Source organism: Burkholderia sp. BCC1208, from assembly GCF_902833095.1.
GTDB lineage: Bacteria > Pseudomonadota > Gammaproteobacteria > Burkholderiales > Burkholderiaceae > Burkholderia.
In genome coordinates this window covers 203,228-221,806 of record NZ_CADFDY010000009.1, presented here as the reverse complement: position 1 = coordinate 221,806, position 18,579 = coordinate 203,228, and the positions used below count along the sequence as shown (strand labels likewise).

18 protein-coding genes are annotated in these 18,579 nt (G+C 66.7%); 10 read left to right on the top strand and 8 right to left on the bottom strand.

From position 1 onward, the window contains the following. The first annotated feature begins 6 nt into the window (after positions 1 to 6). Both HWX09_RS22420 and moaD read left to right on the top strand, forming a co-directional pair. Positions 7 to 579 carry a molybdenum cofactor biosynthesis protein MoaE gene (locus HWX09_RS22420; RefSeq protein ID WP_027786079.1) on the top strand — a complete coding sequence of 191 codons (573 nt, stop codon included), beginning with the start codon at positions 7 to 9 and terminating at the stop codon, positions 577 to 579. A gap of 52 nt (positions 580 to 631) precedes the next feature. Beyond that, the gene (gene moaD / locus HWX09_RS22415; protein ID WP_006498429.1) at positions 632 to 889 is read left to right on the top strand and encodes a molybdopterin converting factor subunit 1; all 258 of its coding nucleotides are present in this window, start codon (positions 632 to 634) and stop codon (positions 887 to 889) included. A gap of 8 nt (positions 890 to 897) precedes the next feature. On the opposite strand, the gene HWX09_RS22410 is transcribed toward moaD, so the two are convergent. After that, complete coding sequence (locus HWX09_RS22410; protein ID WP_027786080.1) at positions 898 to 1,935, bottom strand: helix-turn-helix domain-containing protein; 1,038 nt, start codon at positions 1,933 to 1,935, stop codon at positions 898 to 900. Positions 1,936 to 2,065: 130 nt separating this feature from the next. Here HWX09_RS22410 and HWX09_RS22405 point away from each other — a divergent pair, with 130 nt between their 5' ends. The 4 genes from HWX09_RS22405 to HWX09_RS22390 all read left to right on the top strand — a co-directional run bounded on the left by HWX09_RS22405 (position 2,066) and on the right by HWX09_RS22390 (position 5,481). Beyond that, positions 2,066 to 2,707 carry an HD domain-containing protein gene (locus tag HWX09_RS22405; protein WP_027786081.1) on the top strand — a complete coding sequence of 214 codons (642 nt, stop codon included), beginning with the start codon at positions 2,066 to 2,068 and terminating at the stop codon, positions 2,705 to 2,707. 116 nt (positions 2,708 to 2,823) lie between these two features. Further along, entirely contained in the window at positions 2,824 to 3,624 is an 801-nt protein-coding gene (locus HWX09_RS22400) for an alpha/beta hydrolase (protein ID WP_027786082.1), read from the top strand. 462 nt (positions 3,625 to 4,086) lie between these two features. Then, positions 4,087 to 4,968, top strand: a complete 882-nt coding sequence (locus tag HWX09_RS22395) for an NmrA family NAD(P)-binding protein (RefSeq protein ID WP_027786083.1) — start codon at positions 4,087 to 4,089, stop codon at positions 4,966 to 4,968. A 45-nt stretch (positions 4,969 to 5,013) separates the two neighbouring features. After that, positions 5,014 to 5,481, top strand: a complete 468-nt coding sequence (locus HWX09_RS22390) for a MarR family transcriptional regulator (RefSeq protein WP_034185505.1) — start codon at positions 5,014 to 5,016, stop codon at positions 5,479 to 5,481. A 94-nt stretch (positions 5,482 to 5,575) separates the two neighbouring features. On the opposite strand, the gene HWX09_RS22385 is transcribed toward HWX09_RS22390, so the two are convergent. Then, a complete protein-coding gene (locus HWX09_RS22385; protein WP_027786084.1) occupies positions 5,576 to 7,000 on the bottom strand; it encodes a PLP-dependent aminotransferase family protein in 1,425 nt (474 codons plus the stop codon). A gap of 442 nt (positions 7,001 to 7,442) precedes the next feature. Here HWX09_RS22385 and HWX09_RS33690 point away from each other — a divergent pair, with 442 nt between their 5' ends. Both HWX09_RS33690 and HWX09_RS22375 read left to right on the top strand, forming a co-directional pair. Beyond that, complete coding sequence (locus tag HWX09_RS33690) at positions 7,443 to 7,601, top strand: hypothetical protein (RefSeq protein ID WP_227789569.1); 159 nt, start codon at positions 7,443 to 7,445, stop codon at positions 7,599 to 7,601. A 151-nt stretch (positions 7,602 to 7,752) separates the two neighbouring features. Continuing rightward, positions 7,753 to 9,927, top strand: coding sequence for a DUF4132 domain-containing protein (locus HWX09_RS22375; protein ID WP_027786085.1), 2,175 nt, complete (start codon positions 7,753 to 7,755; stop codon positions 9,925 to 9,927). A gap of 10 nt (positions 9,928 to 9,937) precedes the next feature. Here HWX09_RS22375 and HWX09_RS22370 read toward each other — a convergent pair whose 3' ends face one another. Beyond that, positions 9,938 to 11,350, bottom strand: a complete 1,413-nt coding sequence (locus tag HWX09_RS22370; protein WP_027786086.1) for a PLP-dependent aminotransferase family protein — start codon at positions 11,348 to 11,350, stop codon at positions 9,938 to 9,940. Positions 11,351 to 11,581: 231 nt separating this feature from the next. Between HWX09_RS22370 and HWX09_RS22365 the strand changes: the two genes are divergently transcribed. Together HWX09_RS22365 and HWX09_RS22360 are read left to right on the top strand one after the other, a co-directional pair. Then, positions 11,582 to 12,811 (top strand): FAD-dependent oxidoreductase, encoded by a 1,230-nt coding sequence (locus tag HWX09_RS22365; RefSeq protein ID WP_027786087.1) that lies wholly within the window; start codon positions 11,582 to 11,584, stop codon positions 12,809 to 12,811. Positions 12,812 to 12,848: 37 nt separating this feature from the next. Continuing rightward, on the top strand, positions 12,849 to 14,000 hold the full coding sequence (locus HWX09_RS22360; RefSeq protein ID WP_027786088.1) for a branched-chain amino acid ABC transporter substrate-binding protein: 1,152 nt from the start codon (positions 12,849 to 12,851) through the stop codon (positions 13,998 to 14,000). A 22-nt stretch (positions 14,001 to 14,022) separates the two neighbouring features. Here the strand turns inward: HWX09_RS22360 and HWX09_RS22355 are convergent, their stop codons facing one another. The 5 genes from HWX09_RS22355 to narI form a co-directional block, all read right to left on the bottom strand. Next, positions 14,023 to 14,943 (bottom strand): hypothetical protein, encoded by a 921-nt coding sequence (locus tag HWX09_RS22355; RefSeq protein WP_027786089.1) that lies wholly within the window; start codon positions 14,941 to 14,943, stop codon positions 14,023 to 14,025. Between the two features lie 101 nt (positions 14,944 to 15,044). Continuing rightward, on the bottom strand, positions 15,045 to 15,368 hold the full coding sequence (locus HWX09_RS22350) for a TfoX/Sxy family protein (protein WP_027786090.1): 324 nt from the start codon (positions 15,366 to 15,368) through the stop codon (positions 15,045 to 15,047). A gap of 448 nt (positions 15,369 to 15,816) precedes the next feature. Continuing rightward, a complete protein-coding gene (locus HWX09_RS22345; RefSeq protein WP_027786091.1) occupies positions 15,817 to 17,085 on the bottom strand; it encodes a nitrate/nitrite transporter in 1,269 nt (422 codons plus the stop codon). A 15-nt stretch (positions 17,086 to 17,100) separates the two neighbouring features. Continuing rightward, positions 17,101 to 17,886 (bottom strand): peptidylprolyl isomerase, encoded by a 786-nt coding sequence (locus tag HWX09_RS22340; RefSeq protein WP_027786092.1) that lies wholly within the window; start codon positions 17,884 to 17,886, stop codon positions 17,101 to 17,103. Positions 17,887 to 17,895: 9 nt separating this feature from the next. Further along, complete coding sequence (gene narI / locus HWX09_RS22335) at positions 17,896 to 18,579, bottom strand: respiratory nitrate reductase subunit gamma (RefSeq protein WP_027786093.1); 684 nt, start codon at positions 18,577 to 18,579, stop codon at positions 17,896 to 17,898.

The window sequence follows — 18,579 nt, the reverse complement described above, 5'->3', positions numbered from 1 at the left end:
CCTGTCATGACGACCTTCACCGAATCCCGCGCCGGGCTGCCCGACGATCCGCTGCGTGCCGGCAGTCCCCCGCCGCCCGTCGACGCGACCGACCCGCACCCCGAATCGGCGCCCGCGATTGCCGCCGGCTTCGAAGTGCGCGTGCAGCATGCGCCGATCGATGCGGGCGCGGAGCTTGCGCCTATCGTTAGGAATCCGAATGTCTGTGCGGTCGTGAATTTTCTCGGCGTCGTGCGCAAGGAAGGCGACGTCGACGACGTCGTCGCACTGGAAGTCGAGCACTACCCGACGATGACCGAACAGGCGCTGTGGAGCATCGTCGAGGAGGCGACTGCGCGCTGGCGGCTCGAAGCCGTCAGGATCGTGCACCGTGTCGGCCGCATTCCGCTCGGCCAGCCCGTCGTGCTGGTCGTGGTGGCCGCCGCACATCGCGCGTCCGCGTTCGATGCGTGCGAATTCCTGATGGATTTCCTGAAGACCCATGCGCCGTTCTGGAAGAAGGAGATCAGGCACGACGGCGAATCCGGCTGGGTCGAGGCGAAGGCGCACGACGATCAGGCGATGCGGCGCTGGGGCTGAGCCCGTTCGCTTCGCGTTTTCCGATTCTGCCGATTCCATTCAAGACATCGCAATGAAACTGACGATCAAATATTTCGCGAGCATTCGCGAACAACTGGCGCTCGATGAGGAAACCGTCGAAATCGATGCGCGCGAGCTCACCGTCGACGCGCTGCGCGGCACGCTGGCCGCACGCGACGCCCGCAGCGCGGACGCGCTGCGGATGGATCGCCCCGTGCGGGCGGCCGTGAACCTCGAGATGGTGACCGGGGAATTCGTCGTGCGGGAGGATAGCGAGGTTGCGTTCTTTCCGCCGGTGACGGGCGGGTAAGACGCGCGTCAAACGCGCTGCTTCGGTGTCGCGCGCTCGCCGAAGCGGCGCGCGTATTCCGTCGGGCTCATCGCGAAGCGGCGTGTAAACGCCTTCCTCAACACGTCGACGCTACGGTACCCGTTCAGGCGACAGATGTCGTGCATCGATTTCCCGCCCAGCGCAAGGGAACGGCAAACCGCCTCCAGCCGAACGTTTTCGACATATTTCGCGGGCGTCGTCTGCAATTCCCGCTGAAACATCCGCATCAACGTTCTGACGCTGGTCGAAGCCCGGGCGGCCATTATCTCGACCGTGAGGTCCATGTGCAGATGCTCGCCGATCCAAAGGCATAACGCGTTCAGACTCGAATCGTGCGCGCGCTGCGACTGAAGCGCGAAGCTGAACTGTGCCTGCCCGCCGGGGCGGCGCAGGAACAGCACCAGATTCTTCGCGATTTCCAGCGCAAAGTCGTTTCCCAGATCTTCGCCGACCAGCGAGAGCGCGAGGTCGATTCCCGACGAGATGCCGGCCGACGTATAGACGTTGCCGTCTTTTATCCAGATGGGCGCCGGATCCACCTGCACCTTCGGATAGCGCTCCGCCAGGCGCCGGGCGACGCCCCAATGCGTCGTCGCGCGGCGTCCGTCCAGCAGGCCGGCGGCCGCGAGTGCAAACGCGCCGACACAGATGGAACACACGCGACGCACTGTCGGCGCGCGCGTTCGAAGCCACGCTACCGCTGCCCGATCAACCTGTTCGAACGTCCTGGAGCCCGTCGTCACGAGCAAGGTGTCGATGGGTTTGTTATCGCGACGCTCTTGCTCGAGCGTGCCATGTCCTCTGAGCCCGATGCCCGTTTCGCTGTCCAGGTAGTGATCGGCAGCCGAGCAGATCAGTTCGAGCACGTACGGTGCAGTGCCACCACCGTGAAGCTGATTCGCCCACGCGAATACTTCCGCCGGGCCGATCACGTCGAGCGCGTCCACCGGCGGCAAACCCAATATGACAACCCGCTTCTGTTCCGCGTCTGCAGGCGGGGCGACCGGTTTCGTCGGTTTTCTCATGAGCGGTCCACGTGTCGGGGCGTTCGGGCCAGCAATTGTGGCAGAAATCGTCCTGGATCTGTCATCTGTGCCATCGGCGCGCCGCCTAGACTGGGCAGCTCTGCTACGTTGCATTTCCTGGAGATATACCGTGCTTGAACCCGTGGTTATCGGCGGAGTCAGTGCGCCGGATTCGAAGATGGCCGGCCAGGCCGCTTCCCTCGTCGAACAGGTCCACTCCCCGGCCATGATGCATCACGTGCACCGGACCTGGTGGTTCGCCGAATTCCTGGGCAGGAAGCGGGGCTTGAAGTACGACCGGGAAGTGGTGTATCTCGCGTCGCTGCTTCACGACCTTGGTCTCACGGACGAATTTGCCGCCGACCAGCGCTTCGAAGTGGGCGGTGCCGATGCGGCCAGCCGCATCCTGCTTGCTCACGACTACCCGAAAGCGAAAACGGAACTCGTGTGGGATGCGATCGCGCTTCACTCCGCCGGCGGCCTCGCCGATCGCAAGCAGCCGGAAATCGCGCTCGTTTATATGGGCGCCCACCTCGACGTCTTCGGACTGTTTCTCGACGAAGTCACGCCATCGCTGATCGACGACACGCTCGCGCTTTATCCCCGAGTCGGATTTAAAGCAGCGTTTACCGAAGCGCTGGCTGAAGTCGCCAGAAAAAAGCCGCATACGACCGTCGGCACCGGAATTGCTGATATCGGCCGGCGTCACGTACACGGTTTCGACATTCCGGACGTGTGCGATCTGATTCATGATGCGCCGTTCGAAAGCTGACGCGGCATATCGCCACCCCGCCCTCGCGGCGACCACCGTCCACTGGTTTCCCGCACCGGCGATGCGTATGGCAACCGTCAGCCATCGAAAGCGATCTGCATACCTGGAGAACCGAAATGCATGTCACGACACGAGGAACACGAATTTACACAGAGGCGCGCGGAAGCGGTGAACCGACGCTTTTGTTTCTGCATTACTACGGCGGGTCGAGCCGAACCTGGAACGGCGTGATCCACGGCCTGGGCGGGCGGTATCGAACGGTCGGCATGGACCACCGCGGCTGGGGCAACTCGGACGCGCCCGAGCAGGGTTATGCGATCGGCGATCTCGCGAACGACGTACAGGACGTCGTTGAAGCCCTGAAGCTCGAACGCTACGTGATCGTCGGACACTCGATGAGCGGAAAGGTCGCGCAGCTGCTCGCGTCGCGCCGGCCGCCGGGACTCGAGGGCCTCGTCCTCGTCGCGCCGTCGCCGCCGTCACCGATGCACTTTTCCAGCGAGCAGCGGGCCGAGATGGCCCGAGTCTATGACACCCGGGAGTCGATCGGCTGGGCGCTCGACAACGTCCTCACCGCGAAAAAACTGACACCGGAACTTCGCGAACAGGTTATCGCCGACAGCCTGCGCGGCGCACCGCAGGCGAAGCGCGCATGGCCGCTCGGCGGCATGGTCGAAGACATTACCGCCGACGTCGCGTCCATCGACGTACCCGTGCTCGTCATCGCCGGGGAACTCGATCAGGTCGATCGGCCGGAGACGCTGCAGAACGAATTGCTGCCGCGAATCCCGGCAGCCCGAATGATGGTGCTCCCCGGTACAGGCCATCTGTCTCCCCTCGAAGATCCGGTTGCGATCGCAACGGCCATTCGACAATTCATCGAACAACCGGGGATGTCACTTCGCGGAGAGGCATGAAGGTCCGCCCTCGCAATGGTCCGTTGCCTGTAGGCCGCGCGATTCATCGCGCCGATCGGCGGCCCCGTTACCGCCGAGGCGCGCGGCGTGAAGTGAAAGGCGACGACCCGGCGCCCGATTGCTTGCCGGTCGCGCCATCGACGCGCGCGTTCGCGCCGAACGCTTCTTGACGGACACCGCATACTTCGCCGCCCATACGAGCGCCTTTGCCGTGAGGCAGGCGCTCGATTGGTCCGCGCTCCCCCTGCTTCACGCCTGGTACGCAAAAATCGATGCGCGACCGGCCGTCGTTCGCGCATGGCAGCGTTTAAGCGGCGCCCTCACCCTGGTTCGGCGGCCGCAAGCACGTTTCACCTGGTGCGATACCCGAGCCGCCCGCATAAAAAACTTGCACATGAGAGCATATGCTCCTATATTGACTGATAGGAGCATATGCTCTTTATTTCACGGAGAATTACTGCCATGAACGAAACATCCATTCTCGTCAGCGGCGCAACCGGCCGCACCGGTGGTGCAGCCATCGACGAACTGCTGCAGATGGGCAAGCGCGTCCGTGCGTATGTGCGCTCGGACGACGAACGCGCAGCGGCGCTGCGTGCGCGCGGTGTCGAAATCGCCGTCGGGGATTTCACCGACATCGATGCGATCCGCGCCGCGATGGAGGGCGCGAGTGCCGCCTACTTCCTGCACCCGATCGCACCGGGCATCCTTGGGGCCGCGGCCTATTTCGCGCAGGCGGCAAAGGAAGCCGGCGTGGGTGCGATCGTCAACATGTCGCAGATTTCGGCGCGGCGCGAATCGACCAGCCATGCGGCGCAGGACCACTGGGTGTCCGAGCGCATTTTCGACTGGTCAGGTGTACCAACGACTCACTTGCGCCCGACCTTCTTCGCGGATTGGCTCGTCTATCCGCATTTCGCGAAGGAAATCCGGGCCACGAAGAAGATCGCGTTCCCGTTCGGAAACGGGCGCCACGCACCGATCAGCACGGACGACCAGGGCAGGGTCATCGCTCACCTGCTGGCGAACCCGGCTGGGCACGGGGGCAAGACCTACACTCTTCACGGCCCCGTGGAATTGAATCATACGGAGATCGCCGCGATTATCAGCGAGGTGCTCGGCGTCAAGATCGAATATGCTCCGACTTCGATCGATGTGTTCAAGCAACAGATGGAACAGCTGTACAAGTTCCCTCCGTTCCTGGTCCAGCATCTCGTCGAGGTCGCCCAGCATTATCAAGAGGGCGTCTTCCAGGGTACCAACGATGTCGTCGAGCAGATCACGGGTACGCCCGCGCTGTCGGTGCGCGCGTTCATCGAGAAGTACCGCGGCGCTTTCGAGTGAAATGCGCACGAACCCGGCAATTTGCCAACGTCAAGGAGAAGAGAAATGCGGGCGAAAAACCAACCCATCGGCGTGGATCAATGCAACTGCTTTACGGTGAGGAAGGCCGCCCGTCAGATCTCGCGTCTTTACGACGCGTATCTCCAGCCATCCGGCCTTCGCATCACGCAGTTTCTGATCCTCGCCACGTTGAACGAGCGGCAAAGCGCGTCGGTCAATGTACTGGCCGAGCGTCTCGACATCGAGCGCACGGCCATGGGAAAGATGATCGGCTTCCTGGAGCGCGATGGCTTCGTCAGGGTACGGCCGTCCGCCGAGGACGGTCGTATCCGCCTGGTCGAACTCACGCCGGACGGCACGAAGCTTTTCGAACAGGCGGCACCGCTCTGGCATGAGGCGCAGCACCAGTTCAGCGTCCTGAACGGAACGGAAAACGTGGACGTGTTGCGTCGCAGCCTTGCGGAAATGAAGGTCGGCGTCGATGCTGAACCGCCCCCTGAAGTTGAAAAATGAAGATCGAGGATTCAGCCGTATTCGTAGCGTCAAAAAACGAAGCCGGCACGAGGCCGGCTTCGTCGTCGAAGCACACCGTACCGAGCGCACCCGCTCACCGCATGCACGCCGCGGCCAGCTTCCCGACCGTGATCACCGCCTGCTCGATCTCCGGCGACCATGGGCTGCTGTAGTTCAGCCGGATGAAGTTCCGGTAGTTGTCGGTGATCGAGAACATGTAGCCGGGCCCGATCGTGATCCCCTGCTCCAGCGCGAGCTGGTACAACCGCATCGCATCGACCTGCGCGGGCAACTCGACCCACAGCACGTAGCCGCCCGCCGGGCTCGAAATGCGCGTGCCCTCCGGGAAGAACCGCGACACCATCGCGCGCATCAGGTTCGCCTGCTGCGCATACGCCTTGCGCAAGCGCCGCAGGTGGTGCTCGTAGCCGTCGCGTTCGAGAAACTCCGCGATCGCGAGTTGCGGCAACGACGGCGTCGCGAGCGTATTCAGGAATTTCAGTTTCTCGACCTGATCGCGGTAGCGGCCCGGCAACGCCCACCCGATCCGGTATGCGGCCGTCAGGCTCTTCGAGAACGACGAACAATGCAGCACGATCCCGGTCCGGTCGTAGGACTTCAGCGAACTCGGATGCGTGTCGCCGAAATACAGTTCGTTGTACACGCCGTTCTCGATTATCGGCATCCCGGCCCTTGTTGCAAACTCAACCAGTTCGCGCTTGCGCTCATCCGGCATCTGGAAGCCGAGCGGGTTCTGGAAGTTCGGCATCACCATGCATGCGGCGATCGGCTGCGATTTCGCGATCGCGGCCAGCGCCGCTATGTCGATTCCGTATTCCGGATGCGTGGCCACTTCGATCGCCTTCATCCCCATCCGCTCGATCGCATGCAGCATCGCGTAGAACGTCGGCGATTCCACCGCGATCGTATCGCCCGGCTTCGCCACCGCCTGCAAACACAGGTTGATCGCCTCCGTCGCACCGACCGTCACGATGATCTCGTTCGGGTCCACCGACATCCCGTTTTCCAGGTAGCGGCGTGCAATTTGCCGGATCAGCCGCGGATGGCCCGGCGGCAATCCGTCGGTCACACCCCACAGCGACTTGTCGCGACCGGCCGCATACGCGTAGCGGTTCAGCTTCTCGAAGGGGAACAGGCTCGGGTCCGGATACGGCGAACCGAGCGGCACCGCGTCGTCGGTGCCGATCGAGCGCAGCGTCGACAGCACGAGCCGGCTCACGTCGACCGACGACGAGATCGCGATCGGCTTCGACGGCCGCAGCTCGCGCACCGGCGCGTGACTGTCGTCGCGCCGCAGATTCACGAAATAGCCCGACTGCGGCCGGCTTTCGAGCAGCCCGCGGCTTTCCAGCAGCAAGTAGGCATGCAGCACGGTCGTGATGCTGATCCGGTGCTGCTGGCTCGCCTGCCGCACCGACGGAATCCGGTCGCCGTGCCGGTACACGCCCTGGCGGATCAGGCGCTCGATGTCGTCCGCGAGTTTTTCATAGAGTTTCATCGTGCGTCTCCCGCCGGCATGCGCAGCCGCGCCGCCCTGCCGTGTGCGTCCGACACGCACGTGTTTCGCCCGACGACCGGGCCGTCGTGATTCCTGATCTTTCCCTCCGGTTTTGCCTTTTCCATCGCACTGGCTCTCTTGAAGATGCGCCGGCAGAGGTCCGGACAACCGGATCTGCGGCACTGTGCACTTGATGGTTGAATCTTAAGAGAAGAACAGTTGGCCGCGAGTACACACATCGCACGCGCGAACAAGAGTACAGTTCGGCCCGAATCGCGCATCGCGGGAAAACTGTACGTCTTATGAAATGGCCGGACGGCCGGTGGGCCGACGCGGTACGGCCGACCGCCCCGGGAGCCCCGCCGCACGGGCCTGCGGGCGACCGGACCAATTGGGGTGCAATACTGTGCGCCCCCCGGGTTTCCAAGGTGAGAGCCAGACCATGCAGCACACGATCGAACAGGTAGCCGGCGTCGGCGGCGCGATACGCGTCGCGCGACCAGTACAGCAGAAATCGCGCCAGAACGCCGCGGCCGGCCGCCTCGGCGTCAGCGAATCGCTCATGGTCGAGGCCGAACGCGGCGCGAACACCGTGCAATGAGGCAAGGCTTTCCATATCCTGCTGGGGCCCGACGTCCGAATCGTCGTCGACCTCCCCGATGCGGGCGACGAACGGCTCGAACGCGAATCGGCGCGCGCGCGCCGCCGCGCCAGCATTCGCGCATCGCGCGCCGCTGGCAAGGAGACCTCGCATGACTGAACGCGCACTCGCCGCCCTGCTCGTCGCGCGGCTGACCGGCACCGCCGACTATCCGCGCTTCACCGGTACGCCGATCGACCTGTCCGCGCTCGACGCGCACACGCTCGGCGCGGTCTGGCCGGCGCTGCGTCGTGCCGAGCGCGAGATCATCCAGCACGCGTACGCATACGACGATCCGCGCGCCGAATTCGTGCGCTGGCTGCGCGGGCAGATCGATGCGCTCGGTCTCGTGCCGCTGGTCGACGCCGATGCCGCGCTCGAGCTGTTCCGCGACACCCCGTCCGGCGCATGGAAGCGTGCACTGGAGGAACTGCTCTGCCTCGACGCACTGCCGTCGCCCGCGCTGCAGGCCGAACTTGCGCGCATCGCGAGCGAACCGGAGGAAGACAGCCTGCGCGCGGCATCCGCGTATGGCGCCTATGCACTCGACTGGTTCGCCGGCCGTCGCGATTTCTCGGCGCGACGCGACGCGTATGCGCAAGCGCTGGCCGATTCGCCGTTTCGCGTACGCGAACTCGACGTGCTGCCCGAACTCGGGCCGGCCGCGCTGCTCGCGCTGGCCGCGACGCACGACGGTTACTTCGCGCCGAAGCGGCTGTGGATCGATTTCAGCGATCCGGCCGTCACGCTCGCGGAAGACGCCGCGTATGTCGAATTCGCGCGCGACGCATTGACCGAGGCCGCACGGCAGGTCGCGGCGCTTCACGCCGGCGCCGTTCCGTACGCTGCGGATCGCGCGTTCACGACCGACGACGCGCAGGTCGTCGCCCGCGCGGCGCGCGTGGCCGCATATCGCGACGAAGCGTGGCTGCGCCCGCTGATCGGGCCGCTGCTGACGGGCGTGTGCGTCGCGCCGACGGCCGCGAAGACGGCGCCGTCGCAGTCGCTCGCGATCGCGCTCGGCCACGCGGTCGAGACGATCCCGACACCCGAGAGCGTGCGCGCGCTGCGCGACGCGCTGGCCGTCGTGCGTCACGCCGGCGTGCAGAAGAAGCTCGCGCGCAACCTGAAGCCGGCCGAACGCGTGCTCGGCGAGCGGCCGCATACCGCGCTGCGCATGACGCTCGACGCGAAGCCCGACAAGAAGCAGCTCGCGATACTCGCCACGTGCATGGAGGCCGGCTTCTGGCAGCCGATGACGCTCGGCCACGCCGAATGGCGCGAGCGGCTCGTCGATGCGCCGGCCGGCGCCGCGTTCTCGGCGCGGATGATCTGGCAAGCGTGCGGCCGCGATGGGACGACGCAGTCGTTCATGCCTGAAATCACGAAAGGCAAGGTCGTGCCGCGCGATGCGGCCGGGCGCGCGTGCGACATCGCCGACGGCAGCGACATCCGCTTATGGCACCCGTTGCTGGCCGATGCGGACGAGCGGCTCGCGTGGCAGCGCGCGATCGTCGGCGGCGCGCTGCGGCAGCCGGTCAGGCAGGCATTCCGCGAGTACTACGTGCCGGCCGACGGCGACGCCGCAGCCGGCGATTCCGCGATGTTCGAAGGTCACGTGCTGTCGAGCCGGTCGCTGCTCGGCGTCGCGCGCCGCGAGGGCTGGTCGATCCGCGCGTACGACGACGGGCTCGTCCGCGAGTTCGGCGGCGTGCGTGCAACCTTCCTCGTCGATGCGCGGCTCTATCCCGGCTCGGAAACTCACGGCACGTCGCGCCGGCTGCACTTCGAACGCCGCGACAAACGGCGCTGGGTGCCGCTGCCGATCGGCGAGATCGATCGCGTCGTGTTCTCGGAAGTGGCGCGCGCGGTCGACCTGCTCGTCAGCGTGTCCGCGTTCGCCCTCGACGACGACGCGACGCGCGCGGCCGCCGCCGCGTTCACGGTCGACCCGGTTCGCCAGCGCGAGATGGAAACGGAACGCCGGCAGCGCCTGAACCGGCTGTCGGATTTGCCGCTGGGTGTGATGGCGCGGCATCGCAAGCACGTGCTGTCGCTCGTGTTCGCCGACGCGATCGCGCAAGGAAGGATGGCAATCGACGAACGTCATGTGCACGTCGGCGCGTGGTCGGTGCATTGCGCGACCGGGCGCGTGACGCGCGACGGCGAGCCCGTCGATGCGACGATCGAGCCGCCGCCCTCGCCGCTGCGCGCGGTACCGTGGCTGCCTTACGACGAAGCGCTGCTGCAGCGGATCGTCGACGTCGTCGCGGGCCTGATCGACTGAACGCTCGCCGTCAGATCGAACCGAACAGCGCGCGCGGCCGGTCCTTCAGCGTGCCGGACAGAATCCGCAGCCCGTTAACGAGCTCGTCGCGCGTGGCCGGGCACGCGAGGTTGATGCGCACGCCGTGCTCGATTTCCGCGCGATCGACCGCGAACGTCGACGACGGCATCACGATCACGCCGCGCGCCTTCGCGTTCGCGGCGAAGTCGTCGGCGCGCCACGGCGGCGGCAGCCGCAGCCAGACGAACATGCACGCGGGGTCGGACTTCAACTGCCCGGCCGGCAGCAGTTCCCGCGCGAGATCGACGCGCGCGCGGATCTCCGCGAGTTGCGAGGCCATGATCCGCTCGGCGGTGCCGTCCTCGATCCATACCGTCGCGATCAGCATCGACGTGGGCGCGGGCATCCACGCGGTCGTGCGCACCGCTTCCGCGCACAGCGCGACGCTGTCGCGCGGGCAGCTCAGGTAGCCGAGGCGCAGCCCCGGCGCGAGGATCTTCGACGTCGCGCCGATATGGAACGTCAGCTCGGGGCACAGCCCCGCGATCGCCGGCAGCCGGTCGCGCACGAGCGGGCCGTACACGTCGTCCTCGATGATCGTCACGTGATGGCGCCGCGCGATGTCGACGAGCGCCATCCGGCGCGCGAGGCTCATCGTCGTCACGGTCGGGTTCTGCAGATTCGGCACGACGAAGATCGCCTTGACCGGCATGCGCTGGCAGATCCGTTCGATCTCGTCGGGCAGCAGGCCGTCGTCGTCGGCCGGCGCGCTGACGATCTCGAACTGGAACACCGGCGCAAGCGCCTTGAGCCCGTAATACGTGAGGCGATCGGCCACGATCACGCCGTCGGTGCCGATCAGGCTGTTCAGCACCGCATACAGCCCGTGCTGCGCGCCGCTCGTGACGACCACCTGGTCGCGCGACGGCTCGAAGCCGGGCGCGGCAAGCCACTGCGCGCCGGCCGCGCGCGCCCAGTCGGGACCCTGCGGCGGCTGATATTCCTGCAGCGCGGCGAAACGCGGGTCGCTCGGCAGCGTGCCGAACGTCTGCGCGAGGCTCGCCAGAAACTCGCCGGTCGCCGGGCGGTTCACGGTCAGGTCGATCACGCCGTTGCCCGCCGCGAGCGATGCGCGGGCCGGCGCGATGCTCGGCATCGCGCCGCCGGTGACGAGCGAACCGCGGCGCTTGCTGCCGATCACGAGGCCGCGCAGTTGCAGCTCCTTGTACGCGCGGGACACGGTCGACACGTTGATGCCGAGCTCGGTCGCGAGCTGGCGCTGCGGCGGCAGGCGGCTGCCCGGCGGATACGTGCCGTTGCGGATTTCCTCCTCGATCGAGCTCGATACCTCGACATAAGTCGGCCGCTTCGCCTGCACCGGCGCTGCGCCGTCGCGCTCGCCGGAAAGTTTGTCTGATGCCATTTGTCGCCTGTGACCACACAAAAAGCGTTTGTCTGTCATTTTGATCTGCCCAGCGATTGTATATGACATCCCCTCCCCGTCAAACGTCGGCAGAAAAGTCTGTTGAATCAGCCAGTTGAAATCGGGTAAACGCTAGCGCCACACAATCTCATTTTGATTGCACACAAAAAATTACTGTGTGATTCTTTATCTCAACTTTGTGTGAACCATGTGTGCCGGAGGGAATGCGTCATGGCGAACGTCGCCATCGTGGGTGCAGGCTTCATCGGGCTCGGCGCGGCGGCGTGGCTGCAGCGCGACGGGCATCGCGTGACGCTGTTCGATCCGGCCGGCGTCGGCCACGGCGCGTCGTTCGGCAACGCCGCGACGTTCGCGCCGTACGGCTGCGTGCCGGTGAACGGCCCGTCCGTGTTCGGCAACATCCCGCATTTCCTGTTCTCCGCCGACAGCCCGCTGCGCATCCGCTGGCCGTACCTGCTGCGCGGCGCGCCATGGCTCGCGCGATTTCTGCTCGCATCGACGCCCGCGCGCCACGCACGCAGCGCCAGCGCGCTGGCCGCGCTGCTGTCGCGCGCCGCCGACGGCTATGCGCCGCTGCTCGCCACCGCGCGGCTCGCGGCGTTCGTGCGGCCGCGTGAATGCCTGTACCTGTATGCGCGGCAGGCGTCGTTCGATGCCGCGCAGCCGTCGCTCGCGCTGCGGCGCAGGCTCGGCGTGCCGTTCGAGGTACTCGACGCGACCGGGATCCGCCGGCTCGAGCCCGCGCTCGCGCCGATCTTCGCGCGCGGCGTGCTGTTCGCCGGAAGCTGGTTTTTCTCCGATCCGCACGGGTTTCTCGGCGAGCTGTTCGCGCATCTCGCAACCGGCGGCGCGACGCTCGAACGCGAGCGCGTCGAGCGGATCGAGCCCGTCGGCGACGGCGTGAACGTGAACGCGGGCGGCTCGGTGCGCACCTTCGATCACGTCGTCATCGCTGCAGGCGCACGCTCGCGTGAATTCGCGGTGATGTGCGGCGACGCGGTGCCGCTCGATACCGAGCGCGGTTATCACGTGCAGTTCGCCGCACACGAGTCGATCGTCACGCGGCCGGTCGGCTGGGCCGAACGCGGTTTCTACATGACGCCGCTCGACGAAGGGCTGCGCGCGGCCGGCACCGTCGAGCTCGGCGGCTTCGACGCCCCGATGAACCGCTCGCTCGTCGCACTGCTCACGCGCTCGGCATGTGAGGCGCTGCCGTCGCTCGGCGCGCCGACGCGCAGCTGGCTCGGCTTCCGGCCGACCCTGCCGGACGGCGTGCCCGTGATCGGCCGCGCGCGGCGCAGCGCGCGCGTGATCCATGCATTCGGTCATCAGCATCTCGGCGTGACGCTCGCCGGCATCACCGGGCGGATCGTCGCCGACCTCGTCGTCCAGCGCGCACCGCCGCTGGACCTCGCGCCATACCGGGCCGCGCGATTCTGACGCGCGCCGCGATTTCAACCAACGCAAGGAGATCATCATGAATCGTCGTCACTGGCTGGTCTGGCTGGCCGTCTGCTCGCTCGGCGCGGTCGCCGCATCCGCGCAGGCCGCGGATCCGGAAACCATCAAGATCGGCTTCGCCGGCCCGTTGACGGGGCCCGTCGCGCGCGTCGGCAAGGACCTGCAATACGGCGCGCAACTCGCGCTCGACGAGGAGAACGCGAAGCATCCGACCGTCGGCGGCAAGCCGGTGCGCTTCGTGCTCGACGTGCAGGACGACCAGGCCGATCCGCGCATCGCGATCCAGGTCGCGCAGAAGCTCGTCGACGACGGCGTGGCCGGCGTGGTCGGCCACTACAATTCGGGCTGCAGCATCCCCGCGTCGGCCGTCTACCGGCAGGCGAACGTCGCGATGATCACGCCCGGCTCGACCAATCCGCAACTGACGATGCAGGGTTTCAAGAACGTGTTCCGCACGATGGGGCACGACGGCATCGGCGGCGTGGTGGCCGGCCGCTTCGCGGTCAAGCAGCTGAAGGCGAAGCGGATCGGCATCATCGACGATCGCACCGCGTTCGGGCAAGGCCTCGCCGACGCGTTCGAGAAAGGCGTGAAGGACGCGCACGGCAATATCGTCGGCCGCGAATACACGAACGACAAGGCGGTCGATTTCCGCGGCATCCTGACGACGATGAAGAGCAACAACGTCGACCTGATCTTCTTCGGCGGGCTCGACGAACAGGGTGCGATGCTGATCAAGCAGATGCGCTCGCTCGGCATCCGCGCGCAACTGTTCGGCGCCGGCGCGCTGAAAAGCAACGCATTCCTGAAGATCGCCGGCAATTCGGGCGAAGGCACGCAGGACCTCGAACCGGGCCCCGCGCTCGACAAGCTGCCATCCGCCGTCGCATTCGCGCAGCGCTACAAGGCGCGCTTCAACCAGGACGTCGAGCTGTATGCGCCGTTCGCGTACGATGCGGCGCTCGCGATGATCGCGGCGATCCGCAAGGCCGACTCGGTCGATCGCGCCAGGATCGTCGCGAGCCTGCCGGGCGTGTCGGTCACCGGCGTGACCGGGAAGATCTCGTTCGACGAGCGCGGCGACCTGATCAAGCCGCCCTACACGCTGTTCCGCGTCGAACAGGGGCAGTGGCGCAGCATCCGCACGGTCGGCGGCGCATCGAACTGAGCGGCAGGACGGCGGGCGCCGCCTACCGCGCCGCCTGCTGCCGCTGTATCTCCTGCGCTTTCATCTGCAGATATGCGCCCTTTTCCACTTCGTGCAGTTGCTGCGGATACTGCTCGGTCGCGTCGAACCAGCGCGCGAGGCGCTGGTCGACCGGCTTGTCGAGCGTCGCGAGATAGGTGTCGATCGCAAGGTAATAGCGCATCGTGTTGCGCTCCAGCAGCCCGCGCACGCCGCCGATGTACTGCGGCTGCGCGGCCGATGCGCCGCTGGCGGCCGTAAACCCGACCTTGTCGCTGCCGACCGTCGCGAGATAGGTCTTCATCGCCATCCGGCCGACCGTGCCGAAGCCATACGAATACGTGAGGTGCAGGAACGTGCGCGACGCGCCGACCGGCACGGCTTCGAGCGCGATCCGGTAATCCTTCGTGCCCATCGGGCCGCTGTCGGCGGTCAGGTCGACCTGGAAATAGTCGGGCGTCGCGGCCGCCACACGATAGCGGAACTGCACGCGATAGGTGTCCGACAGCTTTTGCTGGATCTTGCGGCCAAGGTTCACGTCGAGCACCGGGCCGTTGGCGCCGCTCGATGCGTGACAGTACTTGGTGTTCAGGTGCAGGATCAGCACCGCGCACCAGTTCGCGGGGCCCTGCGCGGGATCGTTGAGCTGGCCGTTCACGACCGGGAATGGATAGTCGACCACCGCATAGATGTCGCCCTTCAGCGACGACGATGCTTCCGACGATTCGAGGACCACGGGCCGGCGGAAAGCGTTGTCCTTCAGTTGCGCGCCGAGGCTGTGGTAACGGTCGAGCAGCGCGGCCGCGCCGCCTGCGCCTTCCGCGCCGAACGCCAGCGCGCTCCAGCCGACGCAAACGGCCGCGACGAACGCGTGCCAGGCGTGGCCCGCACGCCGCATGCCGCGCGGATGTCCGGATGTCTCCATTCTTGTGCTCCCTCCGGGCGCGCGCGGGTCGCGCGCATGTGTCACAGAATACGCCTGTGCGCCATGTCACGTTACGCGACACGGCACATGGCTCACGGCCGCTACCGGCTTCGCTTCACCGGCAGCGGCAACTGCGCGGCGGTGATCCGGATCAGCGCCGACAGCCATTCGCGGTCGTCCCAGCGATCGCCGGCGATGACGAGGTGCGGCTTCGCGCTCGGATACGGCGGGGCTTCGTCGCACGCGCCGAGATACGCGCGGCCTTCGGGTGTCGGCTTGACGAACAGCCGGTCGTCGCAGACGAGCGCGACCATCTTGCCGTCGCAATAGATGCCGTATTCGCCGAACATCTTGCGGGCCGATACCGTGCCGGCCGCCGCGATCTGCTCGACGATGAAATCGACCGTGCCCTGGCTCGATGCCATCCGCTGCTCCCGGTGAAAAAGTTTATGACCGTCGTTTGGGCCGGACCGTTCCGTCTCGTCGGCCGATACGCTGCGGTGCGTCATTCATTCGCGGACGGGAAACGCGCCCGACCATCGACCATCGACCGTTGTCGTAGCGTGCACGTGCCAGCCGGCAACGTCCGACTCGCCTACTTGTCCGCCCCGAACGCACTCGACATCTGCCGCGCCCGCTTCACGCACGCGCGCAGGGCGGCCAGTTCGTCGGCGTCGGGAAAACCTGCGGGCGCAGGCGCGGAATCGGGAGAAAGCGGTGAAGCGAGGCGCGGTTTCATGGGCGCCAGTTTGACAGAAGCGCGCGCGGCCGGATACGTCGCGCGCGCCCTCCCGAACGGGACGATGCGCGTGCGCGGCCCCGTACCCTGCGGGCATCGCGCAAGCGCATCGGATCGGATCGATCGAAAAGACGTCAGCCCGTGACGACGGGCGTGCGCCGCACTTCCGACCGGTAGATCAGGATCAGCGACACCCACACGATTCCGTACAGGAACATGAAGCAGGTCGTGCGCACGCGCAGCAGGTCGAGCAGCACGCCGAACAGGATCGGCAGCAGGAAGCCGCCGAGCCCGCCCGCGAGCCCGACGATGCCCGTGACGACGCCCATGTTGTCCGCGAAATCGTCGGCGACGTATTTGAAAGTCGACGCCATCCCCAGCGCGAACACCGCGCCGAGCACGAAGGTCAGCGCGACGAAGCCGGCCACCGGCATCGAGACGTTCAGCGTCGCGGTGCCGTCGATCGTGTGGATCACGAAGTCCGTCGCCGGATACGACAGCAGGAACAGCGCGATCCATGCGACCCACAGCCCCCACCACGTGACCGCATGCGCGCCGAAGCGGTCGGACAGCGCGCCGCCGAGCGCGCGCAGCACGGAGCCCGGCAGCGAGAAGCCGGCCGCGAACGCGGACGCCATCACGAGCGACATCCCGTATTCGCTCTTCAGGTACTGCGGAATCCATAGCGACAGCGCGGTGAAGCCGCCGAACGTGATCGAGTAGTACTGGCAGAGCCGCCATACGCGCGGGTCGCGCAGCACCTTGAACGAATCGAGCATCGACCCGCCGCGCTTGCCCGCACCCGGATCGGGCGCCGACGCGAACCAGAAGATCAGCGCCGTGACGAGCAGCGCGAGCGCATAGACGCGCGGCACGAAGCGCCAGCCGTACGCGTCGAGCAGCAGCGGCGTGACGAACAGGTTGACGGCCGCGCCGCACGTGCCCGCGCCGAACACGCCCATCGCGAGCCCGCGCCGCTGCGGCGGGAAAAAGCGCGCGACATACGGCGTGCCGACCGCGAACGACGCGCCGACGCAACCGAGAAACAGCCCGATCAGCAGGAACTGCCACAGCTGCGTCGCGTAGCTGACGATGTAGACGGGCACCGCGCACACGACGAGCAGCACCGTCATCACGATGCGGCCGCCGAAGCGGTCGGTCCACGTGCCGAGCGGCAAACGCATCAGCGCGCCGGTCAGCACCGGCGTCGACGTGAGCAGCCCGAACTCCGTGCTGTTCAGCCCGAGGTCGGTGCGCAACTGCACGCCGAGCACGCCGAACATCATCCATACGACGAAACACACCATGAACGCGAGCGTGCTCGCGGCCAGCACCGACCACGCACGCAGCGGGATGGCCGGCGCGTTCGCGACCGGCACGGCATTACCTTGTTGAGTTGCCATACGCAAAACCCCGTTTCATTGGACCAGCGGCCCGTTGGCGCCGTCGAATTCAACGCCTTCGACGCGTGCGCCGCCCGCGAGAATCGCCACGTACTGCCGCATCGCCTGCTGTCGCACGCGCGCGGCCAGGTATGCGGCGATCTGGTCGGCTGCTTCGTCGAACGGCACCGCGTCGCCCGGCACGCGGCGCTCGATGCGCACGATATGGAAGCCGAAGCGCGTGTTGACCAGCTTCGGCAGCACGCCGATGCCGTCGGTATCGAACAGCGCGGCCTCGAATTCCGGCACCGTGTCGCCGCGCAGCAGTTGCCCGAGGCTGCCGCCCACTTCCGCCGACGGGCAGTTCGACGACGCGCGCGCGACCGCTTCGAACGTATCGGGCGCGGCCACCACGCCGGCGAGCGCCTGTTCCGCGCGCTGCCGCAGCGGCGCGAGCGGCACGCGGTCCGTCATCGCGAACAGCACGTGGCTCGCATAGACGATGTCGTTGCGCCGAAAGCGCGCCGGGTGCTGCGCGTAGTAGCGCTCGCAAGCCGCGCGATCGGGTTCGGGCACATGCGTCAACTCGCGCTCGAGCAGCGCGTCGACGGCCGCGTCGTCGAGCGGCGCGCCTTCGTCGAGCAGCGCGAGCGACACAGCGCGCTGCCGCAGCAGTTCGCGTACCGCGAGCGCATGCCGCGCCGCATCGAGCGGATCGGACGCATCGCCGTGATGCGCGGCTTCGGCCGCGATCGCGTCGTCGCCGATCGCGACGCCGTTGACGCGCAACGCGACCGGTGCATCGGAGAGAACGTCGTTCATGCGGCCTCCTCAGCGCTTGCGCACGAGCTGGTACGGACGGATCAGGTACGCGACCGACGCGATCCCGCTCCAGATGTGCACCATCCGCGTGAACGGCGACACGAGGAAGATCGTGAAGCCGAGCAGGATGTGCAGCCGGTACGTGAGCGGCACGCCGACGAGCAGGCTCGCGATGTCCGGACGGAACGTGACGACGCCCTTCACGTAGTCGGTCAGCTGTTCGAACATCGCGCCGTCCATGTGGCGCGTCGACAGCACGACGGTGCCGAGCCCGAGCGCGAGCTGCACCCACAGCATCAGCACGATCAGGATGTCCGACCGGCGGCTGTTGCGGCGAATGCGCGGGTCGCCGAGGCGCCGCCAGATCAGGATCGTCAGCCCGATGATCGCCGCGACGCCGGCAGCGCCGCCCGCCACCATCGCGACGAGCTGGTGCCCCGACGCCGACAGGAACGGCGACACGAGCCAATGCGGCGCGAGGAAGCCGCCGAAGTGCCCGAGCACGACGACCAGCACGCCCCAGTGGAACAGGTTGCTGCCGAGCCGCAGCATGCCGTGGCGCAGCAGCTGCGACGAATCGCTTTTCCACGTGTACTGCTCGCGGTCGAAGCGGATCAGGCTGCCGACCAGCAGTACGGCGAGGCAGATGTACGGGTAGATCCCGAACAGGAACTGATGCAGGTAAGCGTTCAT

Excerpts from the sequence above, each read along its gene's own strand:
- HWX09_RS22420 (WP_027786079.1), top strand. The coding sequence starts at position 7 with ATGACGACCTTCACCGAATCCCGCGCCGGGCTGCCCGACGATCCGCTG.
- moaD (WP_006498429.1), top strand. The coding sequence starts at position 632 with ATGAAACTGACGATCAAATATTTCGCGAGCATTCGCGAACAACTGGCG.
- HWX09_RS22410 (WP_027786080.1), bottom strand. The coding sequence starts at position 1,935 with ATGAGAAAACCGACGAAACCGGTCGCCCCGCCTGCAGACGCGGAACAG.
- HWX09_RS22400 (WP_027786082.1), top strand. The coding sequence starts at position 2,824 with ATGCATGTCACGACACGAGGAACACGAATTTACACAGAGGCGCGCGGA.
- HWX09_RS22395 (WP_027786083.1), top strand. The coding sequence starts at position 4,087 with ATGAACGAAACATCCATTCTCGTCAGCGGCGCAACCGGCCGCACCGGT.
- HWX09_RS22390 (WP_034185505.1), top strand. The coding sequence starts at position 5,014 with ATGCGGGCGAAAAACCAACCCATCGGCGTGGATCAATGCAACTGCTTT.
- HWX09_RS22385 (WP_027786084.1), bottom strand. The coding sequence starts at position 7,000 with ATGAAACTCTATGAAAAACTCGCGGACGACATCGAGCGCCTGATCCGC.
- HWX09_RS33690 (WP_227789569.1), top strand. The coding sequence starts at position 7,443 with ATGCAGCACACGATCGAACAGGTAGCCGGCGTCGGCGGCGCGATACGC.
- HWX09_RS22375 (WP_027786085.1), top strand. The coding sequence starts at position 7,753 with ATGACTGAACGCGCACTCGCCGCCCTGCTCGTCGCGCGGCTGACCGGC.
- HWX09_RS22370 (WP_027786086.1), bottom strand. The coding sequence starts at position 11,350 with ATGGCATCAGACAAACTTTCCGGCGAGCGCGACGGCGCAGCGCCGGTG.
- HWX09_RS22365 (WP_027786087.1), top strand. The coding sequence starts at position 11,582 with ATGGCGAACGTCGCCATCGTGGGTGCAGGCTTCATCGGGCTCGGCGCG.
- HWX09_RS22360 (WP_027786088.1), top strand. The coding sequence starts at position 12,849 with ATGAATCGTCGTCACTGGCTGGTCTGGCTGGCCGTCTGCTCGCTCGGC.
- HWX09_RS22355 (WP_027786089.1), bottom strand. The coding sequence starts at position 14,943 with ATGGAGACATCCGGACATCCGCGCGGCATGCGGCGTGCGGGCCACGCC.
- HWX09_RS22350 (WP_027786090.1), bottom strand. The coding sequence starts at position 15,368 with ATGGCATCGAGCCAGGGCACGGTCGATTTCATCGTCGAGCAGATCGCG.
- HWX09_RS22345 (WP_027786091.1), bottom strand. The coding sequence starts at position 17,085 with ATGGCAACTCAACAAGGTAATGCCGTGCCGGTCGCGAACGCGCCGGCC.
- HWX09_RS22340 (WP_027786092.1), bottom strand. The coding sequence starts at position 17,886 with ATGAACGACGTTCTCTCCGATGCACCGGTCGCGTTGCGCGTCAACGGC.
- narI (WP_027786093.1), bottom strand. The coding sequence starts at position 18,579 with ATGAACGCTTACCTGCATCAGTTCCTGTTCGGGATCTACCCGTACATC.